The 23,376-nt window shown below is 56.6% G+C and carries 16 protein-coding genes and 4 pseudogenes; 10 read left to right on the top strand and 10 right to left on the bottom strand.

All coding sequences use genetic code 11. The annotated features are described in order from the left end of the window. Positions 1-33 precede the first annotated feature (33 nt). From S101446_RS00890 to S101446_RS00880, 3 genes and pseudogenes are all read left to right on the top strand, one after another. Positions 34-219, top strand: coding sequence for a hypothetical protein (locus tag S101446_RS00890; protein ID WP_244184325.1), 186 nt, complete (start codon positions 34-36; stop codon positions 217-219). A 57-nt stretch (positions 220-276) separates the two neighbouring features. Continuing rightward, a pseudogene (locus S101446_RS18720) lies at positions 277-393 on the top strand (transposase); the annotation flags it as partial. A gap of 11 nt (positions 394-404) precedes the next feature. Beyond that, a pseudogene (locus S101446_RS00880) lies at positions 405-617 on the top strand (IS3 family transposase); the annotation flags it as partial. A 36-nt stretch (positions 618-653) separates the two neighbouring features. Here the strand turns inward: S101446_RS00880 and S101446_RS00875 are convergent. The 10 genes and pseudogenes from S101446_RS00875 to S101446_RS00820 form a co-directional block, all read right to left on the bottom strand. Then, a pseudogene (locus S101446_RS00875) lies at positions 654-955 on the bottom strand (transposase); the annotation flags it as partial. An 18-nt stretch (positions 956-973) separates the two neighbouring features. Beyond that, complete coding sequence (locus S101446_RS00870) at positions 974-1,957, bottom strand: glycoside hydrolase family 113 (protein ID WP_087607289.1); 984 nt, start codon at positions 1,955-1,957, stop codon at positions 974-976. Further along, positions 1,954-3,408 carry a glycosyltransferase family 39 protein gene (locus tag S101446_RS00865; RefSeq protein WP_157684791.1) on the bottom strand — a complete coding sequence of 485 codons (1,455 nt, stop codon included), beginning with the start codon at positions 3,406-3,408 and terminating at the stop codon, positions 1,954-1,956. The genes S101446_RS00870 and S101446_RS00865 overlap by 4 nt, the downstream gene beginning before the upstream one ends. Before the next feature lie 2 nt (positions 3,409-3,410). Then, entirely contained in the window at positions 3,411-5,279 is a 1,869-nt protein-coding gene (locus S101446_RS00855) for a glycosyltransferase family 2 protein (protein WP_087607286.1), read from the bottom strand. A 14-nt stretch (positions 5,280-5,293) separates the two neighbouring features. Beyond that, complete coding sequence (locus S101446_RS00850) at positions 5,294-6,184, bottom strand: hypothetical protein (protein ID WP_244184322.1); 891 nt, start codon at positions 6,182-6,184, stop codon at positions 5,294-5,296. After that, positions 6,174-8,084, bottom strand: a complete 1,911-nt coding sequence (locus tag S101446_RS00845) for a hypothetical protein (protein WP_087607284.1) — start codon at positions 8,082-8,084, stop codon at positions 6,174-6,176. The genes S101446_RS00850 and S101446_RS00845 overlap by 11 nt, the downstream gene beginning before the upstream one ends. A gap of 136 nt (positions 8,085-8,220) precedes the next feature. Beyond that, positions 8,221-9,666 (bottom strand): mannose-1-phosphate guanylyltransferase/mannose-6-phosphate isomerase, encoded by a 1,446-nt coding sequence (locus S101446_RS00840; protein ID WP_087607283.1) that lies wholly within the window; start codon positions 9,664-9,666, stop codon positions 8,221-8,223. Positions 9,667-10,085: 419 nt separating this feature from the next. Then, a pseudogene (locus S101446_RS00835) lies at positions 10,086-10,385 on the bottom strand (IS5/IS1182 family transposase); the annotation flags it as partial. Positions 10,386-10,762: 377 nt separating this feature from the next. After that, the gene (locus tag S101446_RS00830) at positions 10,763-12,382 is read right to left on the bottom strand and encodes a carboxylesterase family protein (RefSeq protein ID WP_087608790.1); all 1,620 of its coding nucleotides are present in this window, start codon (positions 12,380-12,382) and stop codon (positions 10,763-10,765) included. A 431-nt stretch (positions 12,383-12,813) separates the two neighbouring features. Then, positions 12,814-15,147 (bottom strand): TonB-dependent receptor, encoded by a 2,334-nt coding sequence (locus S101446_RS00820; RefSeq protein ID WP_408884624.1) that lies wholly within the window; start codon positions 15,145-15,147, stop codon positions 12,814-12,816. A gap of 598 nt (positions 15,148-15,745) precedes the next feature. Here S101446_RS00820 and S101446_RS00815 point away from each other — a divergent pair. The 7 genes from S101446_RS00815 to S101446_RS00785 all read left to right on the top strand — a co-directional run bounded on the left by S101446_RS00815 (position 15,746) and on the right by S101446_RS00785 (position 23,316). Continuing rightward, on the top strand, positions 15,746-16,759 hold the full coding sequence (locus S101446_RS00815; RefSeq protein ID WP_087607280.1) for a LacI family DNA-binding transcriptional regulator: 1,014 nt from the start codon (positions 15,746-15,748) through the stop codon (positions 16,757-16,759). 123 nt (positions 16,760-16,882) lie between these two features. Further along, positions 16,883-17,824 (top strand): sugar phosphate isomerase/epimerase family protein, encoded by a 942-nt coding sequence (locus tag S101446_RS00810; RefSeq protein WP_208620536.1) that lies wholly within the window; start codon positions 16,883-16,885, stop codon positions 17,822-17,824. Further along, positions 17,821-18,864 (top strand): sugar phosphate isomerase/epimerase family protein, encoded by a 1,044-nt coding sequence (locus tag S101446_RS00805; protein WP_087607279.1) that lies wholly within the window; start codon positions 17,821-17,823, stop codon positions 18,862-18,864. The genes S101446_RS00810 and S101446_RS00805 overlap by 4 nt, the downstream gene beginning before the upstream one ends. A gap of 16 nt (positions 18,865-18,880) precedes the next feature. Then, positions 18,881-19,978 (top strand): Gfo/Idh/MocA family protein, encoded by a 1,098-nt coding sequence (locus S101446_RS00800; protein ID WP_087607278.1) that lies wholly within the window; start codon positions 18,881-18,883, stop codon positions 19,976-19,978. Between the two features lie 44 nt (positions 19,979-20,022). Further along, complete coding sequence (locus tag S101446_RS00795; RefSeq protein WP_087607277.1) at positions 20,023-21,690, top strand: GMC oxidoreductase; 1,668 nt, start codon at positions 20,023-20,025, stop codon at positions 21,688-21,690. Between the two features lie 27 nt (positions 21,691-21,717). Then, positions 21,718-23,046 carry an MFS transporter gene (locus tag S101446_RS00790; protein ID WP_087607276.1) on the top strand — a complete coding sequence of 443 codons (1,329 nt, stop codon included), beginning with the start codon at positions 21,718-21,720 and terminating at the stop codon, positions 23,044-23,046. A gap of 81 nt (positions 23,047-23,127) precedes the next feature. Continuing rightward, a complete protein-coding gene (locus tag S101446_RS00785; protein ID WP_279629053.1) occupies positions 23,128-23,316 on the top strand; it encodes an IS630 transposase-related protein in 189 nt (62 codons plus the stop codon). Positions 23,317-23,376: the final 60 nt, after the last annotated feature.

Genomic DNA, 23,376 nt, shown 5'->3' with positions numbered 1-23,376 from the left:
TCGCCGGGGGTAATACGATTGGGCAAGCCACCCATGCTGAGCGATGTCCGTATCCTCGGCTCCAAGCGGCAGACTCTGGCCGCGCTGCACGCCCGCCTTGACCAACTGACACGGCAGCGTCTGGCAGAGATACGGGATCCAGCGCGTTGGCGCGAAATCCTCTCGACCGCGCGCTTCACCCCGCCCCTGCTTCTGGCGGCCATCGGACTGGACTTGTGACGGTTTTGTGTCGGTCATCCGAGTATTTTAAGCTCGTATCAGGAGACCGACGAGACCATGAAGCATACGGAAGATTTCAAGCGCGAGGCCGTGGGGATTGCGTTGAGCAGTGGGCTGTGACGCACACGCGTTGCGGTCGATTTGGGTATTGGCAAATCCACCTTGACGAAATGGATGGTGGCTTACTGTCCGAGAAGGGAAACTATTTTGACAACGCTGCTGTCGAAACGTTTTTCAAAAGCCTGAAGCCGGAACGGCTCTGGAGGCAGAACTGGCCAACCCGTCGTCAGGCCACCGCCGCCACCTTCCAATATATCAATGGTTTCTACAATCCACGGCGACGCCATTCATATCGGGGCGGCATCAGCCCCCTCGCTTTTGAAGCAAGATGGGCATAATCACTTCCTGACCGGCACAGAACCGTCACAAGTCCAGTCGATAATGGCTGCCGTTAGGTCCGCCCTGCGGCCAGAAGCGATACGCAGGACGGCACGCAGATCAGACACCAATGCGTCAAAACAGCCTGCCTCCATCCAGCGCCGGGATTGCTGGTAGACCGCCGACCACGGCGGAAGGTCATTCGGCATGGCGCGCCAGGCAATTCCGTAGCGGATTACGTAGCGCAGCCCATTGAACAGTTCGCGCAATGCATGACGTCGCTGCTCCGCATCCTCGCGCACAGGACCAGATACGGGACAACCAGAGACCATTCTTCATCACTGCACCAATCAGGCACGAAATTACATAACGCCCTCTAGAAATGGAAAGCAGGCCGGGAAAGGACGCTTTCTGCTGGCTTGTTCTGTACGGTAAAGTCAGAGTTGTCATTCCCCCCGTCATGCGGATCGGTATACCAGCACCAGATTGAAATGCCAGTCACGCCATGGGCCGTGAGGATGTCGCGCCATTCGGTCAGGGCCATTTTCTGAACGGCAAGATCGACTGGAACCTTGAGTTGTTCCGGGCTCATCCACGGTCGCTGTAGAATTCCCTGACCGGAACGAATACCCAGTTCGGCAACCCAGACAGGACGCTTCCATTTCTTTCCCAAGACCTGCAGACGGCGGGCATTGTCGGTCATTACGGCAATACGCTCATCCTTTTTATCTGGAAGCGCCGTGTAAAGACTGGTAGCAACCGCATCGAAAAGATCCCAGTGCTGGAATTTCTCAGCCTGTTCAAGACTGTCCGTATCATACACAACGTGACCTGCATAATGGGCCCGAACGGCACTGACGAAAGCCGGCCACTGGGATGCGGTTTCCACGCCGCGCATTTCGGTCCCGGCGATTACCGTTGGCACGTTTTCTTCACGGGCGATGTCAATCAGCGGCATGATGGCTTTCTGGTAATTATCGAACCATACATCCATCTGCGCAGGCGCGACCTCGCCTGCCCAGTGCCACGGAATCCAGAGGTGAATTTTCAGAATGGGTATCAGGCCGGCCGCGCGAATATCACGCAGGCCCTGCCTGACCGTTTCTGGTTGGCTATCGTTACCCAGGATCGGATTAACCGATTCCGGTTTCTCCTGCCAAGTAAAGGCGACAAGCATGCCGGTCTTTGCACCCGTCGCAGCAAGCTGTTTCATCGACACCTGCGCCGCAGGTGAACCCCATGGCGCACTGGGTGACATCTTGATGTTGGCGCCGGTCCAGTAGGTGGGTGTACGGAAAAACAAGAGTAAGCCCACTGTCAATAATGCTACGCCGACAAGAGCAATGCGAAAGATCTTCATGGTTGGGTCACCTGCGTCCATATTCTGTAGATGCCACGTTCGAAAGCCAGCTTGTATCCGGGCATGCCAAACGCCCATATCGTAGGCTTCAGTGCGTTGAGACGATCGATTTCACCCTGATCGGTGTCCGGGTTCATTGTTAGTACATCGTGAGATATGGATCGGAGATCTGTCGTCTGGTTTGTGACATTGACTGGCATGACCAGATTATCGCTTCGACCGGTAAGTGCGATGACGCGATAATCCGTAGTCGGATCGACAATTATCGTGTCATGCCGTTTTGCAATCCATTTTGCAATGGCTTCCTCATCGGCATGTCCTGCGATTTTTGTACCTGTTACAGCCTGCATCCAGCCGTTGGAAAGTGCCTCCCCCGGCACTGAAAGGAGCATCCAGCCAAGTGCAACGGACGCTATCTGAATACCTAATGTCGTCATGCGGTGGTTCGGCGCGGTCTGCCTGGCAATCATGACAAGCGGTCCCGTAAGATAGGGCAGATAGTCAAGGACATGATAAGGCGTGCCACCCAGGGCAGCAATGGCGGGCGCGGTGAAGATCGTAAGCAGGACGACGGCGAACGCACGCTTGTCCGGTGCGGTATCAAAAGGGCGCGACAATACGAGGACAGGGAAAAATGCCACAGCAGCGATCATGAAGATTGGCACGATATCAAGCCGTTCGGCCAGTCCGGTGGCATTGAGGGCATGATCCCAGATGAAATCCTGTCCATGATCAGCATTAAGCGAAGTGATAAACGGTGAAACCCGGTCAATTCCAGCCCAGTTTAGGTAGCAGACAGAAAGGGCCGTCATGGCAACCGGTGTAAATGTCACCAGATAATAGGCAAAAGGCTGCTGCACGGTTTCGTTGCGTGGCTTGGTCAGTATGATCCACGGAATCATTGCGATACACATGATGATCGCAGTCGGATCGGTCATGATAAAAAGCATGGCCGCAAGTCCGAATTTAAGATACGCACCCGGATCCTGCCGCTCGGCGATCTGCGTAAGCGTACTGCATAAATAGGCAAAGATCAGGACAGCAAGCGCATGGCCGCCCGTAGCGGTTGCAACCCACAATACAATCGGATTAAGCGCGATCGCGGCAACGAACAGCCCTGTCCACAATAAACCGGGACGTTGTTCCGGTCTTTCATCTGCTGGAGTGGCGGCGAGCCATATTAGGCCCGCTGTCGAGATAATTGCCGTAATTATGGGAACAACTTCATGCATCCGGCCAAATATACGCGCCGTAAGATCATAAATCGCCGTAGGCAGGTCATATGGCAGGTTACCCAGGATCAGGTCGGCACGGGTATCGCCCCCCGAACGGACGATGTGATCAGAGACTTCTCGCAATATAATATCACTGAGATATTGATTATGCAGAAGCATGAATGCGACAGCACTAAATAGAGCGACCGCCCATAAAAATAAAACAAGCCGCGCCACCCTCATGTGGTGATGTCCTTAAGTTCGGCAGCCGTATGTTTGCTAAGGCCGTGCTGGGTTTTTTCCCAGTAGAAAGGTTTGGTAATCAACTGGATCAGCCCCTTGTAGGCGGCAATGGACTGGAGCACCCAGTACAGGGGCACTGTCAGCGCATAGAGCGCCAGATGCTGATATTGTCGTTTGAACGAGCATAAAACGTAAGTATAGATAAGAAACCCGTTACCCATAAGAAGGTTAACAGTATTCATCGCAACAATAGAGGTCGGAAAGATATTAAGCCCGGTCTGCAGGTGAAAAATCGTAAACAGTACGAACGGTATGCAGAAAATCGGCCCAAGCAGTGCCGTCATGAAGGTGCCGCCAATAAAGAACTGGAACCCCCAGAAGCCAGTTGCCCCTGTCTTGCGATAGAACTGGATGGGATAACGCATATGCACCAGATAGGTCTGCATGTATCCCTTCAGCCATCGCGAGCGCTGCCGGATCCAGTTCGGAATGCTGACATTCGCTTCTTCGTATGTTGTTGAATTAACGACGGCAACCTTCCACCCGCGTTGCGTGATACGCACCCCAAGATCGGCATCTTCCGTAACGTTATAAGGATCCCATGCCTTCAGGGAACGCAGGGCATCCATACGGAAATGATTGGATGTGCCACCCAGCGGAATTGGAATACGCAGGAACTCAAGCGCCGGAAGATAAAAGTCAAACCAGGATGTGTACTCAAGCGTAAACATCCGGGTCAGCCAGTTTTCAGTGGCGTTGTAATAATTGAGACGCGCCTGGATGCAGACGGTTGTCTTCGGCATCTTGTGAAAAGCAACCAGAACCTTTTCAAGCTGGGTCGCTTCAGGTTTATCTTCGGCGTCGTAAATTGTAAGAAATTCACCTTTGGCAAAACGAAGCGCGTAATTGCAGGCCTTGGGCTTGGTGCGCGGTTGTGACGGCGGGACAGCGATGATTTCAAAAGTTGATTCTAGTGCCAGCTTTTTTGCCGCATCAATGGTTTCGATATCATCTTCCTCAAGTACAAGTTTCACATCGAGTTTCGACTGCGGATAGCTGAGATTACGAATTGCATTTACGAGGATGGGAAGAACATCGGGTTCCTTGTACATCGGTACAAGGATTGTATAGATCGGATATTCCTCATGACGCAGGCTGCCGACTTCGCTTTCCTCAACCTTCACGTCAACGTCGCGTCGGCTGGCGACACAGGCGAGGAGGAATTTCAGGATGAAACTTGAAAAGAAAATGACAGCCGCGATGACATTGGCCGCAATCAGAGTCGCTTCCATGCGGAAGCACAGGCATGCGAAAAAGACCATGGCGACAAGGTAAAAAAAGATGATCTGCCGCACTGTAAAAACATTCTGGCCGGAATGTTCGGGGGACAGGCGGGACAGCGCATGAAGTGCATCATCCGACAGCGTCTTCTGACCCAGTTCCTGAACAAGCCAGATAATATCAAAGCGACCGGTACCAACGAAGCTGGTCTGGGGACCGTATTTGCCCACCAGTTCCTGGATCAGCGCATCCGTAGGATTGGCAAGGGCAAATGTGATTCCGTTATTGTCGTTGCGACGCCATGGCAGAAAGGATCGCTCGCTGTACGCATCGATCATTGTTTTATCGAACAGCGTGGGGTCAGGCTTTTCTGTCATGAGGTTGACAAAGTCCAGACCGTAATATTGTGCCAGCGCCTGATAGAACGTAAGCGGTTTCATCCATCGTTTCGACAGGATGATCTCGCCAATACGGGATTTCCAGTTTTTCTGCAGTTCGAGGGCCATCTCGACCTGGTCCGCGTCCAGATAGCCATGACTGATCAGGAACTGACCGAACAGAAGCCTGTCTGTGGATGTCGCCATGTTTCCCGATCCTCTCATGGTTCCCAGTGGCCGGAAGAGCCGCCGAAGGGGATCCATATGCCCACAAAAGGACCCTGACCATCACCCGTGTTCCGACCGGCAAGATCCCGTTCATAACCCGCCTGAAGGCTGACCGGCCCCAGCTTTTTCAGAAGCGAGAAACGCATCTTCGTCAGGTCGAAATTGGTGCTGCTGATCGGATTTCCGTAGTTGTATATCGCCGCATTGTTCATCGTCTGGATGTGACTGAATTCAACCATTACTGTGAACCCGGCGCCAATATTTGTGCCGTTTGTCGCATCAAAGCGCAGTTCATGCGAGCCACGTCCGGTGGTCATGCGCAGGCCGCCACTCATGTCGATATAGGACCACATACCGAACAGCTTGTAGGGACGACCTATGGCATGCCGGACTTCAACAGAAGCGCCGCCAGTCCCGAGTGGCTGTGCAACATCATGAAGCTTGTAGGTCGGAAATCCGACCAGTATCTGCGATGACCCGACCCATGGTTTACCCAGAAAGCCCAGAGGTCGCATTTTATAGCGGGCTCCGACTTCCTGATCGGCAAAGCCAAAATTTTCCTGCCTGCTGTAGTCATTTTTATATCCGACCTGATCCAGCCAGAAATTGCCCAGAAGGGTCAATTTGCGTGTCAGGCCATATTCGACATAGACGTTCGTCTCATTCACATAACTTTGGCCGTTATTGGGAAACCGGAACTGGTTATGGTTGCTGGCAAAACCGTCATTGGCGCTCCAGCGATCGTCCTGAATGATGACGATGCCGTGCCCCTTGGGCTGTGTCCAGGCGGAGGCATATGCATGCCCCGCTCCCAGTACCGCCATACTACAGGCAACGATCAGGCCAGTGAATGCAAGGGCAAGACGCGAAAGATCACGAGTCATTTTTTCCAGACTGCCTCGGCTTGATTTTGTCAATGATGGCCAGGAAAATCAGCGTCAGGGCAAAGAGGCCGCTTCCCAGAATCCACAGCCGGGCGTTCTGGACACGGTCAAGCCAGGTCTGACTGTCAGGATAGGCAATGGCTGGAGGCGCATCATGTGATACGGGTATCACACGCGTATCGAGCGACGTGACCTGTCCATGACGGTCCATAAAGACAAGGTCGCCAGCCGCAGTATCAAAGCCCAGCGGACGGATGGGCGGCGTATCAGCCGTGGGCTTGATCCACAACCCGCGGTTGTTGCCGTTCCGTAGAATGGCGGCAAGTTCGATGTCCGGCAGCGGAGGCGCGTCAAGCAGGACCGCGCCATTGCTTTCGACAATGCGCAGCCGACCGTGATCGAACGCAACGGGCGCCGTGAAGCCGGCCGGCAGTTCCGACCGAAGCCAGATGAAAGACTGCCCGTCCGCCGGCATGCTGGCATCAGCATGGATGACCAGGTTGTACGGGTTGAGGTGAAGCGTATTGATAATGCCACCAAGTGTCGCCATCCATGCATCGGGATGGGACAGGGCATCTGCTGGCAGATATACCGGCGTTGCTGCACCGAAGGTCCGGCCAATAACATTAAGTGTATCGGCCGGAGCCGTAACAGGACTGATCGTGATCGTTGATGACGGCATGATCTGTGCATAGGACGGCGTAAGGGTATTCTGCCCCCCCGTGGAATCCTGCCGCAACAGGTCAAGGCGTACGCTGTCCGTCGTCGCATTGTTCGTTTCAGCCAGCGGCAGATCAACGCTGACCGGACCGCCATGTTCAGGCAAGGCCGCGATGTTGCGCAGTTCCCCGTTGTCAAAGACATGCAGCAGCAGGGGATTGCCCGGTATGCTGGGCGGCACGACCATGTTGAGGTGAATATGACTGGGGGCCTGCTGGCGCATTTTTTCCAGCGGCAGGGTGAACGACCAGGAAGCACGTGTCGCAAGCGACATCGTGTCCCCGGTTACGCCCAGTTCCGATAGTGGAATGACCCGTCCGGCTGGCGGCCCATTGTGCACGGGCATGCTGCTGTCATCGTATGTATTGGCGACCAGCAGATCCGTCCATGGGCTGAGCAGAAGGGCCTGCGGACCAGCAAGGGAGATCACGAGGTGCGTCGGCATGCCCGGCTTGCCAGGAACAAGATGCATACCGTGCATATTCGTTCCAGTGGCCCCATTGTTGCCATTATCGCCAAGGATAATGTCTACAGGCGTTTGGGGGGTGCTATTGGCGGCAACCCAGTCGATGCGGCGCCCCTGGGCCTGCAGGTAGGTGGCAACAGCAAGGATTGACTGGAAATCATGGCCGGTTGTGACAGCGGGGGGAAGCTGGACGCGCACAGTCGGGCCAAGCATGGTTAGAAAGCCGCGGATGGAACGTGCACCGCGGTCTGCATCGTCAAAGACGAATCCGCTGTCGGGGAGAATATGGACATACCCACGGCCATGGGTCGTGCCTTTGTCGGTAAAAACGGGATTCACCCTTACCGCAAGATAACGACTTTCAAGGTCATGCACGGTCAGTGGTATATTGACCATACGGTCTGTATTCGCATCTGACAGATCGCCGATCGGCACCTGCACGCGGGGCAGTCCATTGATGAAGACCTGCAGGACCGAATTCTGACCAAGCCCCGGCGCCACGTCGAGGTGGAGACCAATATGGGCATTTGCCAACGCCATGTCCGCTGGCACGCGCATGTAAAAATTTGCGGGACTTTCGCCATCAAGAAGCGAAATGCCGTCCGTCATCCCCTGCTGGGCAAGGGTGCTGACGGTTTCCGCATGGAGCGTCGTGGCGGATAGAAGGCAAAACAGGCTGCTGGCAAGCAGGTACTTACCATAATCGGACTTCATCAGGGGATTCTCACGTCTTTAATGTGATGCAGAACGCACGCGGGGGGAGATAAAAACTTCTACAGAATTCAGTCGTTTAGTTTTGCCTGAAATCCTGTGGACGAACATTATCCTTCATGCACATGGGAGAGTTGTTTTATGTTCGCGCATAAATGTCTTCGATGCGGACGATATCATCCTCTCCAAGATAGGATCCGGACTGGACCTCGATGAGGGTCAAAGGAATTTTCCCTGGATTTTCAAGACGATGAACGGCCCCAAGTGGGAGATAAATGCTCTCGTTCTCATGCACCATGACCTGTTCAGTATCACGCGTCACAATGGCCGTACCCTCAACAACAACCCAGTGTTCCGCGCGGTGAAAATGCTTTTGCAGCGACAGCTTGTGACCCGGATCGACGTGGATACGCTTGACCTGAAAACGATCGCCCTGGATCAGACTTTCGTAAAAACCCCAAGGCCGATACATACGGATATGATTGGTTGCCTCCGGTCGTCCAGCGGCCGTCAGACGCGCGACCATAGCCTTGATATCCTGCGCCCGGTTACGATGAGATACCATGACGGCATCACGTGTCACGACTACAACAAGATCCTCTACGCCGGTCACGGTGGCAACAATCCCATCGGAACGGACGTAACAGTTCTTCGCCCTGTCGAGAAAGACATTTCCAAACGTGGCATTCCCGTCTTCATCCTTGGGCGTGATTTCCCATAGCGCATCCCAGCTACCGATATCCGACCAGCCGAAAGCGGCGGGGACGACAGCCGCGGCCTTTGTGCGTTCAGCTACGGCGTAGTCAATGGAAATATCGGGGGCGTTACGGAATGCATCCGGGGCCAGACGGACAAAGTCATGATCAACCGTGCGGTTCTTCACGGACTCCCGCACGCATGCGTACACATCCGGTTCAAAGGTTTCGATTTCACGAAGCAGCACGCTTGCTTTTGCAACAAACATCCCGGAATTCCAAGAAAAACGTTCATCACGTACGAACTCGGCAGCACGGGTCGCGTCCGGTTTTTCCAGGAACTTTGAGACATGGTAAACATCAGGCACGTCATCCAGTTCGGCACCACGCTCTATATAACCATAACCGGTTTCCGGCTTGGTCGGATGTATACCGAAGGTTGCAATATACCCTTTTGAGGCCGCGTCCACGGCTGATGCCAGGGCCTTGTGCAGTTTTTCCTGGTGCTGGATGGCAGCATCCGCAGCCATGATCCACAGGATGGCGTTCGGGTGCTGTGCCGCAATCAGAAATGCCGCAGCGGCAATGGCAGGGGCGGAATTGCGTGCTGCCGGTTCAAGCACGATCTGCGCGTCGGTAATGCCTACTTCACGCAATTGCTCCGCCACAATGAATCTGTGGGCTTCATTACAAACTATGACTGGCGGCGAAAAGCTTTCACACTCACCACGTAGTGCGGTTTCCTGAAGGAGTGTCTGATCCGAGAGCAGTGGCCAGAACTGTTTGGGAAAGCTGCTGCGTGAAACAGGCCAAAGGCGACTACCCGACCCACCTGACAGGATGACGGGGATAATGGTGCTGGACGCGGGCAGCCCTTGTACCGTAGCCATTTAGCATAAAAACCTTTTATTGCAGAATATTTCTTGAAATGTCTATATCCTGCATCTCCTACACTGGTATTAACGTTTATTAAAGTACTTTTTTATACCACTGGAACAACCTGATCCGTGTCCTGCTAAAGAGTGATTATAAGTATGATAAATGGTTTCGTATTGCAGGATACATAGGAAGACTATCCTATCCCCTCGAGCCTCTTTACCATGAAACAAACCACCACCGTGGGTTGCAACATCGGTAATTCCTTATCGCCGCCGATCTGGACCTACAACGGTTTTGTGTCAGTCATCCGAGCATTTGATTGAGGCACCAATGTCCTGATTTTGGGCTCAAGCAGCAGGTATTGATGGTTTTGGGTGATGACTCTCGCTCTGCGTCCGGGGCAGAGCGGGGAACATTATAGTCTTGTTTTCTAAATTGGGGCGCTGATCCGCTCCAGGAACAGAAAGCGGCGCATGTTGTAGACAATATTGGCCAGTCCGATCCTCATGGTAGCACGGGTGATATCCACTGTCCGGACAAACAGTCCCGTCTGTGCTTTCTGATCAGCCAAGACATGCTCGACACGGGACCGGACGACGGATTTTCCAGCATTTGATCTCTGGACGTGTCGGGGCGCAGGCCTGAGATGAGGCTTTTTCCTGTAAATCTTTGAGGCAAAGCCCTGCTTTCCCATGGAGGCTTCATGGGCCTTTGACCAATAGGCCATGTCGCCACTGATCAGGAAGCGCAGTTCATCCCACGCGATCAGTTCCAGAATGATGTCGGGATCGGCGCCTTTCAGTTCGGTATGGCCGTCAAAAACCCTGTCGCCATTCATGCCGATGTTCAAACCGTCCTCCCCTCCTCCGTCCGGATAGTGCGACACGACCCCGTCGCCGCATGTCAGTATGGCAGGGGCCGCAAGGAGGAGCCGTGCCCCACAGGCCTGCCTGAAGAATATGGATGTCCGGCTATGGGCGCGCGTTGTCACGGCATCGTGGACAGGATGAAGGGGTCTGCGTTCATGAATGGCGGCGTCTTTTCTATCTGGGTATTATAGACCCACGTTGCATTCCCGCCATCGGGTGTCCGGCGCGGGTGATGCGATTACGGAAAAAGGCTGTTGGGAATGGTGGGATGACGGTCCCAGAACCCGCAATGATGGCGGGCCGCCACGTCGCGCTCGATCCGGATCCCTCCATCGGCTGGCAGCGCCAGCACCGTGACATCGGGGGCCTGCGGGGTCCACGCCGGCCATGGCGCGGTCGTGCCCGATCGTCCGAACGTGGCCCACATATCCATCATCCGGACAGACAACGCCTGCTGCGCGGGCGATAGCGGACCGGCGACGGACTTGTAACCAAACAGGTACAACAGTTCCGCCGTATGGGACGCGCCACGGTCAAATCCCGGGGCATCCGGCAGTTTCATGGCAAGCGAGCGGAAGGGGGGTGCTGTCCGGTCAGCAAATTCATAGACGGCAACACGTGTTGCGCCAGCCAGCACAGCAGCCCCTCGCAATGCGGGGCAGACCAGCATCTGGTCCGTGCGTAGGGCGGAAAGGGTATAGACAGGATCCTGCCCCGCAGCGAGAGGATATTCCTTTTGCAGATCCGCTGCGAACCCACTGTAATCCTGCCGCAGCAACGTGTGGTACCGGTCAGTTGACAGCGGATAATATCCTGCAAGAAATGTCCGCAGTTCATCGCGGTTGAAGCCGATCAGGACCGGAACGGAACCCACGGCGCCCGCCCGGATTGCCGCATCTACCGACTGTGGCTGCAAGGTGCTGCCGGAGGGCGTGATCGGAAACAGGGGACGGGAGACGGATGTCCCGTCCTTCAGCCGGACAGTTGGTTGCTGCCATACCGTATTCCATGCCGCAAGCAGGGCTGGAACCGGCAGGCGCTTCATGCAGGACAGTGGATCAGGCCCCGTGCAGCCTGCCGCCTGCGCCGTTGCCGTGCCGATCGCCTCCATTACCGCGCGCGTGGGCCGACCTGGACAGAAGCCGCTCTGCATGATTGCCTGCGTTACAAGCCCATGTGCGGCGGGTGCGGTCAGCACGTCACATATATTGGCGGCCCCGGCGGATTCTCCCACCACGCTCATGCCCATGGCATTGCCACCAAACGCCGCGATATTGTCGTGGGTCCATTTCAGCGCCGAGATGATATCGCTGAGTGCCAGATCCCCCTGGGGGTGCCCCCGGTCACCCCCAAGGGCCAGGAAACCCAGAACCCCCACCCGATAAGTGGGGATGACGACGATGGAATGGGTGCGGGTGGCGAATTCCGTCCCGTCATAGCTGGCGGGCGTGCCGGTCTGGTTGCCGCCACCATGAATGAAGACGGTTACCGGAAGGTGGGCCCGCGCATCCACGTCAGCGGGCCGATAGATGTTGAGGTAAAGGCAGTCTTCATTCACCGTCTCGCCTACATCGGCGCTGATCGGCGCGGAACAGCCCTTGCGCGCGGCCGTGGCCCGGATGGGGGCGGGATAGGTCGCAAGGGCCGTGGATAGCTGCCACCTGGCCTGTCCCATGGGCGGTGCGGCGAACGGAACGCCAAGGAAAATATCCGCATTCCCTTGCTTCATGCCCGAGATCACCCCCGCGGGCGCCGTGACCGAGGGGGCAGCGGCCTGCGCCGCCGGTGCCGCCAGCATGCCGGTAGCAGCAGCAAGAGCAGCCGTCAGAAGCCTGCACGCTAACGTCCGTTTCCGCATATCATCACCTGATCGTAATTCATTGCATTTCCCTATCATCACAAAAAACGTGCCAATCCGGTTTGGGTACTGCATCACGCAGGGCCGCCGTACGATGATCTGCTCGCTCAGGACGATGCCTGCTGCCTGAACCGCGTAGCCGCAACGGGCAAGGTTGGCGGGTATCAAGACTCAGATTGATTACAGACACCAATCCCGGAGCAATTAGTGGCAAAGACCTTCCCTGATGGTCGACAACACGCTGGCCCGGCGGTTTTCCGCAATGTGGAAGGTTTTATCTACCTTGCGGTCGTGCCCGATCCCCAACCCGGCGCGCAAAACCATTACTGATCCGAGGAACGGGCAAGCGCCCATCAGTCCCGCAAAAAGGTAGGCTACAGCACGTCCAAAAGGATCCTCCATGCAGCCTGCCTGATCGTGCAAGATTGCGATCAGAATGAAGTGGAGATGGTTCCGGTCATGCTGAAACGTGGTTCAACATAAAACTGTGCCCCAGATGAACCCGCAATATGCTGTCCATTCAGCAGCGTTACCGCATGATAGTTATCCGCGACCCCGGTCGTACCCGTCCGGACCATGGAACCGGTCAGGTTTGTAAAATTCAACCGGAACGTAGGGGATTTCGCCACCAGGAAGGGCGAAAAACGATACCCTAGCGAGATGGTATCGGTGACATAGCCCGGTATCCTCTCATCCCCTACCAGGGTAACGGACTGCGGGCCTGTATAATGCACGGTGGCATTGGCGAAGAAATGCCTGTTATCGTAAGTCAGGCCAAAATTGGCCATGACATGAGGCGCCATGATCGCTTCCTTGCCCTTGGTGGGCAGATAGGACGTGCCATACTGGACATTCGAATCCTGGTGCGCGTTGAGGTATTCAAACGAAACATAGGGGCTGAAATGATGAAACGGATGCGTGGACAGCATGATGTCGAAACCACGTGCCGTCTGGTTGCCCGCATTGACGGTACTGTACGAATTATTTGCGTTATAGACACTCAGGAGACGATTTGTAATCGCATAGTTGAATAGCGACAGGTCAAAAATGATATAGCGGTTATTATAACGGTACCCCAGTTCTTCCTTGATCGTGTACTGATTGCGGGGCAGCGATGTGTTTGCCGAAAGGTTGCTGGGATCAGGCGCGCGGAAATCCCCCTGCGCATTGACGTAAATCTGATGGTGGCGATTGAAGGTGTACGACGTCGAGAAACGCGGCAGGGGCACCACAGAATTCGACCCCATGGTCTGGTGCGTCAGATAATTGTCGAACCAGTAGTTCATCATGGCAAATTTGAAACCGGCGGACACGACCAGACGGTTCTGGAGGTATTTTGCCGTATCCTGAATGAACAGCGCGTGAATCTGGTCGCCTGTCTGCTGGTTTGACGAATAATCACGCTGACCGTTCTGGAAATAGGCGGTGGACAGGTTATCGGGATCATTGGAGAAACCGTTCTGGTTTACCGCGCTGTTCGGGCCCCACTGCCGACTTTGCGTATAGCCATACCAGTATCCAAATGTCATCTGGTTATGACGTGAAATATCGTAGGTCAGCTTGATCGTGGCGCCCGTAGTGGGTGTACGCTGGTCATAGTAATTGACCGAAAGCTGCGAGGGTGACACCGCACTGCCATTGGCATAGGTCAGTCCGGACCCGGCTTCGCCGCTGACGGATGAACTCCATCCACGTCCGTAGGCAAAATAGGGCACCAGATCAAAATGCAGCCGGTTTGTCAGACGCAGATGCACGGGCAGGGTCATGAATACTTCATTCCATGGCCCTTCCTGGTGATTACCCCAGAAATTCGGACTGCCCGGATCACTGCTGGCGCCCCATGTGCCCGTTCCGTGCTTCTTGGCATAAAACTGGTCAGCCGTGGGATAGTTATAGATTCCGTAACGTTCCTGGTTCCATGACAGGAAGAATTTTATGTAGGAATCCGTCCCGATATCCTTCTGCACGCCAAAATCGATATGCTTCTTGTCCGATGCGCCCGCACCGATCCAGTTATCGGCATGGGTATGCGAAAACGAAAAGAACGAGCGCAGGCCGGTCTTGCCAATGTCCCCGCTTTCCAGCCGGATAAACTGCCGGGACATGTCATTGGTGCCATATGAAAAATCCGTCAGGCCGCCAAATTTGTGGCTGGGTGTATGCGTCATGACATTCATGACCCCCAGCGCCGCCGACGTAACGGGCTGGTCAATGGCGGATGTTCCCGGCGTGACCTCGATACGGTCCATGTTTTCCGTATCGATGTCTTCCTGAAGGTATTCGGTGCCGGATGTCACGACCGCGCCATCAATCAGCAGTGCCATATCCCCGTCGTTCAGGCTGCGGCTTTCAATCGAACCGCCCGTCATGCCCGATGTATCCTGCGTTGATACGTTCAGGCTGGGCAGGTTCTTGACCATATCCAGCGCCGTCCCCGCCGGACTGCGCATATCCATGAACTGCCGGGTTACAGTCTGGATGCTGTGCGATGCCCTTTCCTGCCGCATCATGCCGCCGCCGCCTGCCCGGCCGGAACTGACCTGCAGGATTTCCGGGGCCGAAGTGGCCTGCACGGAATGCGCGCCCCGCGCCACCGTGCCGGATGATGAAGCAGGGGATCCGGAAGATGCGGCATGACGGACTTTGGTCGTCTCGTTCGTACCATTCACGCCCTGCGCATGTGAAACAGCAACAAACCCGGTGGTACCGAGAAGAAATGTCGTTAATAACCAGTATCTGCCGTGAAACATGGCACCTGCAACCATATCGGATCCCCCCGTAAACGATAACATGCTTTACCTGATGGACTGCGTCACCCGGCAGAACAGCGTGTATGGGAAACGATTGCCATGATTCTAAATACCAAGTCCATCCTATTGTTGCCGAATAGGAATAATAAATTTATTCCGTATTTCGCCAAAAATAGCCAAAAATAGGCAGTCTTATTGCATACAGCAGGCCCATTCCCTCCCTATGCATCCAACTGAAAACCACCATTTATCATTGCATTACAAAAATATATGGCAACCGTTGGCAATGGCGGTTTTCCGTTGCCATGGCCACTTTGGCCCATCGCTTTCGTAATTCATATTCCAGCGCGGGTGTTGCAGATTGACGACAGTTCAGAAGCGCATGCCGGAACAGCCTTCCCACCCTGACGCCGCGCGCTGGACACCACGACATCGAAGCAGCCTGCGATTGGCCACACGGCCGCGCGACATCTGCATTCAGGCCCTCGACCTATGCCCCACAGCGCAATATCCTGAGGGATCAGGAGATCGGGCATAAACCGGACCGGCAGCCTGAATACGTTGTATTTCCCACCACCTGCGTGGGTGTGAAAACCGAGGAGACACCAGACAGGTGACCAAGCGCATAACCCTGGCAGACCTGGCGGAACAGACCGGCCTGAACATTTCTACCGTAAGCCGCGCCCTGTCACGACCGGACCGGGTCAGCAACGAGACGCGGCGACTGGTTGAAAAGGTCGCCTCTCAACTCGGCTACGAAACAAATGTTGCCGCCCGAAACCTGAGCCGTGGCACAACGGACACCATTCTGGTGCTGGCCTCCAGCTTTTCAGGCCAGGCGATTTCTCCGGTTTTTACCGGAATTCTGCTGGGTGTGTGCGAAGAGGCAAAAGCCCTTGGCCTGAACGTCATGCTGCGACAGTACCTGGAGCAGACGATTTCAGCCAGCGATGTCATGCGCTACCTGCAGGCTGGCGTGGCGGACAGCGTATTGCTGGTGGCGACCGAACAGTGGCTGCCACCGGCAGAGCGGAGCCCGGATGAGGGAACGTTGCCGGTTGTCAGTATTTTCAATGATCTGACGACCTCCGGGCTAACCAGCGTCATGACACAGGAAGTGGACGGATACGTCGCGATTGTCGATCATCTGGTCGAACGTGGACACCGTCACTTCGCCTTCGTATCCGGGCCGGCAGGCATCGGCCATGAACATATTCGCTATAATGCAGTCAAAAGCAGGCTGTCCACACTTGGGCTGGGCAAGAAACTGGTACGTCTGGAGGGCGGTCCGTTTGACATGGCATCAGGCACGAAGGCGGCTCAGGCCTTTCTTGCATTGAAAAAACGCCCAACCGCCGTGATCTGCTGCAGCGACGGGCTGGCGCTGGGCTTCATGCACACGGTTCTGGGAAGCGGCCTGCGCGTGCCGGAGGATGTTGCCATCGCAGGCTATGACGGCATGGACTACACCGCCTTTACCAGCCCGTCCCTGACCACCGTTATCCAGCCCACGCTGGAAATCGGCCGCGTTGCAGTGCAGGTTCTGGCCGATATTCACAATGGCCGGATCACGACCCCCCGCCTTGTCGCCCTTGCGCCAACCTTTGTTGCGCGCCAGTCGACGTGATCTGATTCGGCAACCGTTTGCATTCCTGTTGCATTCCTGTATGTAGGTCCTGAGACTACATTTGCGGCCGTTTCGTTACAGTTAATACATACCCGCGCCGCATGTAGACTTATCAGGGAGCGCATGCAGGTGAAAATCGGAACAGATCTGGTTACTTTCTACAACCCTGCTTTCTGGGATGTCAGTACGGAGCCGGAAGTCGACAGTCTGGCCGCAGCGGATGGCCGGACATTCTGGACCCGGATACTCGACAGCCTGCACGCTGCAGGAATAACGGGGATTGAACTGACCTTCCCGCCATTTGACCAGGCCGGCGCCATGGCGGCATTCGGGTCGGAATCCGCCCTGGCCCATGAACTGAAAACCCGGAACCTGGAAATCTGGTCAGCCTTTTTTCCGGCTCTGGATCGTATTCCCGTTGGTGAATACGCCAGCGCCGAACCACGGATTCTGGCGCGGGTCGAGACAGCAGCGCGCTTCCTTGCCGCAACGGGGGGAACGGTGCTGGTGGCGGGACTGCCCTGTCGCGCCACCTTTCTGTCCGAACCGCCCGCGTTTGTGGACCTTGCCTTTGCCGCTCCCATCGCCAGCCTGCTCAATCGCATGGGGTACACGGCTGCCCGCCATGGCATCACGCTGGCGATCCATACGGAAGCCCACACCGTTGCCTGCGCCCCGCGTGATGTAGACCTGTTCATGCTGCTGACCGATCCGCGTTATGTTTCGCTGTGCCCCGATCCGGCGCATATCATCCTTGAAGGGGGAAACCCGGCGGATGTGCTTGGCCGGCATGTTGAACGTGTCGTGGCCATGCACTGGAAAGACGCAACCCGGGCCATGCCGGTCGATACCCCCATCGGGCAGGACATTCATGCCCGGCACCGGAACTATTTTTGTGAACTGGGCAATGGACAGGCCGATTTTGGCCGGCTGGCCACCCTGCTTGCCCATGCGCCGCTCCGGTGCGGCCCCATTCTGGAACTTGATGCGTGTCCCCGGCCCGTGCCCGCGCTGCGGCGGGGCGTTACGTTCGTCAACCTCCTGACCAGAAGGGGTATGGCATGAAAGGCCCCGGCATTTTCGCTGCCCAGTTCATCGGGCCCGACGCCCCTTTCAACACCCTGCCCGGCCTGGCGCAGTGGGCAGCCGGACTTGGATACAAAGCACTCCAGCTTCCCACGCATCTCGACCATATCTTCAACCTTGAACGGGCGGCATCCAGTCAGGATTACTGTGACGAGATCCGGGGGATGCTGGCGGAACATGGTCTGGTCATCTCTGAACTGTCCACCCATATCCAGGGCCAGTGCGTTGCGGTCCATCCGGCCTATGATATCCAGTTCGACCGGTTTGCTCCCACATTCGTGCAGGGTAACCCCGCGGCGCGCACGCAATGGGCCATTTCCCAGCTGACGCTGGCCGCACGGGCGTCATCACGGCTGGGACTGAAGGCGCATGCCACCTTCTCCGGCGCGCTGGCGTGGCCGTATCTTTACCCATGGCCGCCACGTGATGACGGTCTGATCGACCTTGCCTTCTCCACGCTTGCAGCACGCTGGCGCCCGATTGTGGATGCGTTTGATGAAGCTGGCGTCAACCTGTGTTTTGAACTGCACCCCGGCGAGGATCTGCATGATGGCACAAGCTTCGAGCATTTTGCCGCATTGCTTGGCAACGCCCCGCGTTGTGCAATCCTGTACGATCCCAGTCATATGCTGCTGCAGCAGATGGACTACCTTGCCTTTATCGACCTGTACCACGACAGGATTGGCGCGTTTCATGTCAAGGATGCCGAATTTCACCCAACCGGCAGGCAGGGCGTGTACGGCGGCTTTGCCAACTGGCGCGACAGGGCCGGACGGTTCCGTTCCCCTGGCGACGGGCAGATCGACTTCGGCGGCGTTTTTTCACGCCTGACCCAGTATGGCTATGACGGCTGGGCGGTACTGGAATGGGAATGCTGCCTCAAGACCGCAGCACAGGGCGCGCGTGAAGGCGCACCCTTCATACAACGCCACATGATCGAAATGACCACGCAGTCATTTGATGACTTTGCCGCAAGTTCCCTGTCGGATGACGAACGGCAGCGCTGTCTTGGCCTGTAAATTTCAGGAGAATGACATGAAGAAATGGCCTGTCGGCATGATCGGCGGCGCGCCCGGCTCCTTTATGGGAGACGTGCATCGCCGCGCGCTGGCCCTGACCGGACAGTTCTCGCTGGTTGCGGGGTGCCTGTCACGACATGCTGGCCCGGCACTGAAGGCAGGACAGGCGCTGGGACTGGACCCGGCGCGCACCTACACTGACTGGACGCAGATGGCACGGGCCGAAGCGGCCCGGCCGGACGGTATCGCCCTTGCCATTATCGTCACCCCCAACGATATGCACCTGCCCGTCGCTGCCTCCTTTCTGGAAGCAGGCATCCCTGTACTGTGCGAAAAACCCCTTGCACTCACATTGGAGCAGGCCCGGCATTTTGCCGAGCGTTTCATCGCGCAGGCTCAGGACATGGTCGTGGCCTATACCTATAGTGGTTACGCCATGGTACGTGAAGCGCGCCGGCTGGTGCAGGATGGTGCACTGGGCGCGCTCAGGAATATTCAGGTTGAATACCTGCAGGACTGGCTTGGCGATGCTGATAGCGATGGCGGATGGCGGCTTGACGCGCGCACCGGTGGCGCGGGGGGCTGCCTGGGGGATATCGGGACACATGCCTTCCATCTGGCGGAATTCGTATCCGGCCTGCGGTGCGAAGTGCTCTCGGCCCGGGTTTCCCGACTTGTACCCCGCCGCGCCGTGCCGGATGATGCGCAGGTACAGCTACGCTTTTCCAACAATGCGGTCGGTAGCCTGTGGGTCAGTCAGGTTGCAACCGGATGTGGCAATGCGCTGAGATTACGCCTGTTCGGGGAAAAAGCCGGACTGGAATGGAACCAGGAACAGCCGGACAGCCTGATCATTTCCACAGCGGATGGCCGCACGACCCATGTCGCGCGTGGGGGAAGCGTGGTCCAGACCCCTTCCCTGCTGCCGCGCGGCCATCCCGAAGGATATGAGGAAGCCTTTGCCCGGCTTTATGCCGATACGGCATCCCTGCTGGGTGGTCATGACGCCCCCCTCCTGCCCCGTCTGCCCGATGGAATACGGGGGCAGGAGTTTATCGAAGCCGCACTGGAATCCGGCGCGCAGTTCGGCGCATGGACCCTGCTGCAGGCATAGCCACACGGCCGCGACTTAATTTTTTGCACCATCAGGAACGGAATATGACCGGAACAGGATACGACGTCATTGTCGTGGGATCGGGGGCTGCCGGCGGCTTCGCGGCAAAGGAACTAACGGAACAGGGGCTGTCCGTGCTGGTGATCGAAGCCGGGCGCTCACTTTCCGACAGCGACATCAAACCGCCTGCGAACAAACGCGGCGGCGACAACGTGCAGCTTTTCCCCCGTATCAGGGCCACACTGTCGGGCCAGCACATACAGTCCCGCGTGGCGTTCTTCAGCGAGACGCTGAAGCACCTTTTCGTCAACGACCGGCAGCATGGCTACACGACCCCGAAGGACGCCCCTTTCCTGTGGATCCGGGGACGACAGACGGGCGGGCGGCTGCATGCGTTCGGGCGCGTACTGTTCCGATGGTCCGATTATGACTTCAAGGGTGCAGACCAGGGTGCCGGGGGCGTGGACTGGCCCATATCATATGCAGATCTCGCGCCGTGGTATGAAAAGGTGGAAACATTCCTTGGCATCCATGGCACCCGTGATGGCATTGAAACCGCGCCTGATGGTGTAATGGCCCAGTCCACCCCCCTGACGCCAGAGGAACGCAGCTTCCGCAACGCAGTAGAAACACGCTGGCCAAACCGGCATGTGGTGCCCTGGCGTTTCAATCCCCATAATGGCGGCCCGCTTCCCAACTCCCTTAAAGCTGCAATGGCAACAGGAAGACTGACGGTCCAGTCAGACGCCGTGGCGCGCGAAGTCATGACAGACCCCGCGTCGGGACGCGCGACAGGTGTATGCTATGTCGATCGCAGGACGGGCACGGCCTGCGTCGCCCATGCGAAAGCGGTGGTTGTCTGCGCATCGCCCATAGAAAGCGTGCGTCTGCTGCTGAATTCACGCAGTCGCCTGCATCCCGATGGACTGGGGAACAGTTCCGGCACGCTTGGTCATTATTTCATGGACCAGTGCCCAAGCCTCATGTTTGGTCGCTGGCCCGCAACCAGCCGGGAAGGTGAGGATGCGCCCCTGCCCGTCCATACCCTGTTTGGCACTACGGGCGGGCTGTACATTCCCCGTTACGAAAATGCCTGTGGAGCACATGATCCCGCTTTCAAGCGCGGTTATACATACCAGGGCTCCATTGGCCGTCATGCATCAGTCGGGGGAAGCGAAGTGCCGGTTACGATCATGGGCTTTGGGGAAATGCTGCCTTATCGCACCAACGCCATCACCCTTGACCCACGCCGACGTGACAGGTGGGGGATACCCCTGCCCCATATCCGCTGCGCACCCCATGCAAATGAACGCGCCATGCTGCGCAAGCAGATCCGCGATTGCGCGGACATGATCGAGACGTGTGGCGGTCATGTTGACTTCTGGGCCTCGCCCCTTGGGCTGGGGGAAGGTGACGCAGGGCTTTACCCTGGCAAACCTTTTCCCATACGCTGGTTCATACGCAAGATGTTTCCAAAAAGCATGACCATGGGGGCCGCCATTCATGAAAGCGGCGGGGCACGGATGGGCAATGATCCTGCGACTTCCGTGCTCAATCCATTCTGTCAGGCATGGGACGTGCCCAACGTATTTGTCACGGATGCTTCCAGCTTTCCTACTGGCGGGGCACTGGGCACGACACTGACCGTCATGGCGGTCAGCATGCGGGCGTGCAATCATCTGGCCAAAGAACTCCGGGCTGGGCGCCTGTAACCATTCATTCCAGCCTGGAGGCCAGTGATGTCATCCATAACCAGTGAAGTCTCCCTGCGTGAGAAAGTCGCTTATGGATGCGGCGACCTTTCTTCCAACCTGATGTGGGGCATGACTTCGTCATACCTCATGTATTACTACACAGACATATACGGGCTGCCTGTGGCCGCCGTGGGGTGGATCCTGCTGGTGGCGCGGGTGTTTGACGCGTTCTGTGATCCCGCTATCGGTTATGTCATTGATCGCCAGGGCGGACAGATTGTTCCCCGGCTGATCCGTTCGCTGGCACTTCCGTTCGGGGTGGCCGGGTTTGCATGCTTCCTGCCCCTGCCACTTTCCCCGCACGGGAAAATACTGTGGGCCTTACTGACATATATTGTCCTGGGCGCCATCTATTCCTGCATCAATACGCCCTATGGTGCATTGGGTACGATGATCACCCGCCAGCCGCATGACCGGGTTGGGCTGAATGCCTTCAGGATGATGGGCTGCCAGGGTGGGCAGTTCATTGTATCGCTGTCTACAATTCCGGCCATTACATGGCTTGGTGGTGGAACCGGCATGATGCAGCGCCAGCATGGCATGGCGCTGTATGCGCTGGGCCTTGCCCTTACCGCGACAATCCTGTGGCGATATGTCGGCCGCGCCTGCATTACACGTTACCCGCCACAGCCCGCGTGCCATTCACCTGTGGTTGTGTTGCGCACGCTGGCGCAGAACCGGTGCTGGTGGCTGTGCAATGCCCTGGTGTTCCTGCAGTTTGCCGGGCTGGCCGCGCTGTACGGTTTTGCCCTGTACTATGCCCGCATCATTCTGGGAGGCACCGAGGAAATGGGGGGTATCCTCCTGACCGTAGCCACCATAATGGGGTTTGTCGGTGCCGTTATATGTCCTCACGTCGTCCGCCGCCTTGGTGTCATCGGCAGCGCAATTGTCTGCGTGATCATTCAGGTCATGGCGTATCTGCTGCTGGTATCAGCCGGACACTCCTTATCATTTTTCTTTGTGGGCTTTGTCATACTGACGCTGGCACAGGGTGTAACCTCCCCGCTGTATTATGTGCTTCTGGCACATGGCATAGATATGGGCAGGATGACGTCGCCGGTAAATACAGCCGGAATGGCCTATTCAATCAATACTCTGGTCACAAAAATGTCCATGGGTGTGACGGGATTCATACTCGCCTCTTTTCTTGCCTACGGCCATTATGCAGCCAATGCTCACATCGTTTTACCCAGCCTGAAACACTGGGTCATGGCAGGCTTTGTCTGGCTTCCGCTTGGGGCAGTCGCCCTGCAACTCGTCTTTCTGGCCCTATGGCCATGCGGCACGGTGGCCACAGTCACAGAACGCTAGAGCACGTCCACTGCACTATGAATCGTGTGGGGTGACACGGGCATGGATTGTGATTCACCGTTTCCATTGATAGAGATGGTGATGGCGCGAGCATTGAGTGACGATCTTCGGATGCACGTTCCGGAAGCCGGAGCGGCGGGCGGGTCAGCCCGTTCAGTGGCGAAGCGGTTCGGGATCGGGATTTCGACGGCGATCCGGTGGCTTCGGCGTGAGCGTGAAGGCGGCGAACGGGTGGCGCGCCGTAGGCCCGACCGGATCTTATATAATTAATTTACCTGCTGAACTCGGCTGGGTGTCTGCGATCGGATCCCTGTAACTTTGAGCGAACGG

The organism is Komagataeibacter europaeus, assembly GCF_002173515.1.
Taxonomy (GTDB): Bacteria; Pseudomonadota; Alphaproteobacteria; order Acetobacterales; family Acetobacteraceae; genus Komagataeibacter; species Komagataeibacter europaeus.
The sequence above is the reverse complement of the archived record's forward strand: the minus strand, read 5'-3'. Positions and strand labels throughout refer to the sequence as shown.

Coding starts and splice junctions, on each gene's coding strand:
- S101446_RS00890 (WP_244184325.1), top strand. CDS start 34: ATGCTGAGCGATGTCCGTATCCTCGGCTCCAAGCGGCAGACTCTGGCC.
- S101446_RS00870 (WP_087607289.1), bottom strand. CDS start 1,957: ATGAAGATCTTTCGCATTGCTCTTGTCGGCGTAGCATTATTGACAGTG.
- S101446_RS00855 (WP_087607286.1), bottom strand. CDS start 5,279: ATGGCGACATCCACAGACAGGCTTCTGTTCGGTCAGTTCCTGATCAGT.
- S101446_RS00850 (WP_244184322.1), bottom strand. CDS start 6,184: ATGACTCGTGATCTTTCGCGTCTTGCCCTTGCATTCACTGGCCTGATC.
- S101446_RS00845 (WP_087607284.1), bottom strand. CDS start 8,084: ATGAAGTCCGATTATGGTAAGTACCTGCTTGCCAGCAGCCTGTTTTGC.
- S101446_RS00840 (WP_087607283.1), bottom strand. CDS start 9,666: ATGGCTACGGTACAAGGGCTGCCCGCGTCCAGCACCATTATCCCCGTC.
- S101446_RS00830 (WP_087608790.1), bottom strand. CDS start 12,382: ATGCGGAAACGGACGTTAGCGTGCAGGCTTCTGACGGCTGCTCTTGCT.
- S101446_RS00820 (WP_408884624.1), bottom strand. CDS start 15,147: ATGGTTGCAGGTGCCATGTTTCACGGCAGATACTGGTTATTAACGACA.
- S101446_RS00810 (WP_208620536.1), top strand. CDS start 16,883: ATGCAGGTGAAAATCGGAACAGATCTGGTTACTTTCTACAACCCTGCT.
- S101446_RS00805 (WP_087607279.1), top strand. CDS start 17,821: ATGAAAGGCCCCGGCATTTTCGCTGCCCAGTTCATCGGGCCCGACGCC.
- S101446_RS00800 (WP_087607278.1), top strand. CDS start 18,881: ATGAAGAAATGGCCTGTCGGCATGATCGGCGGCGCGCCCGGCTCCTTT.
- S101446_RS00795 (WP_087607277.1), top strand. CDS start 20,023: ATGACCGGAACAGGATACGACGTCATTGTCGTGGGATCGGGGGCTGCC.
- S101446_RS00790 (WP_087607276.1), top strand. CDS start 21,718: ATGTCATCCATAACCAGTGAAGTCTCCCTGCGTGAGAAAGTCGCTTAT.
- S101446_RS00785 (WP_279629053.1), top strand. CDS start 23,128: ATGGCGCGAGCATTGAGTGACGATCTTCGGATGCACGTTCCGGAAGCC.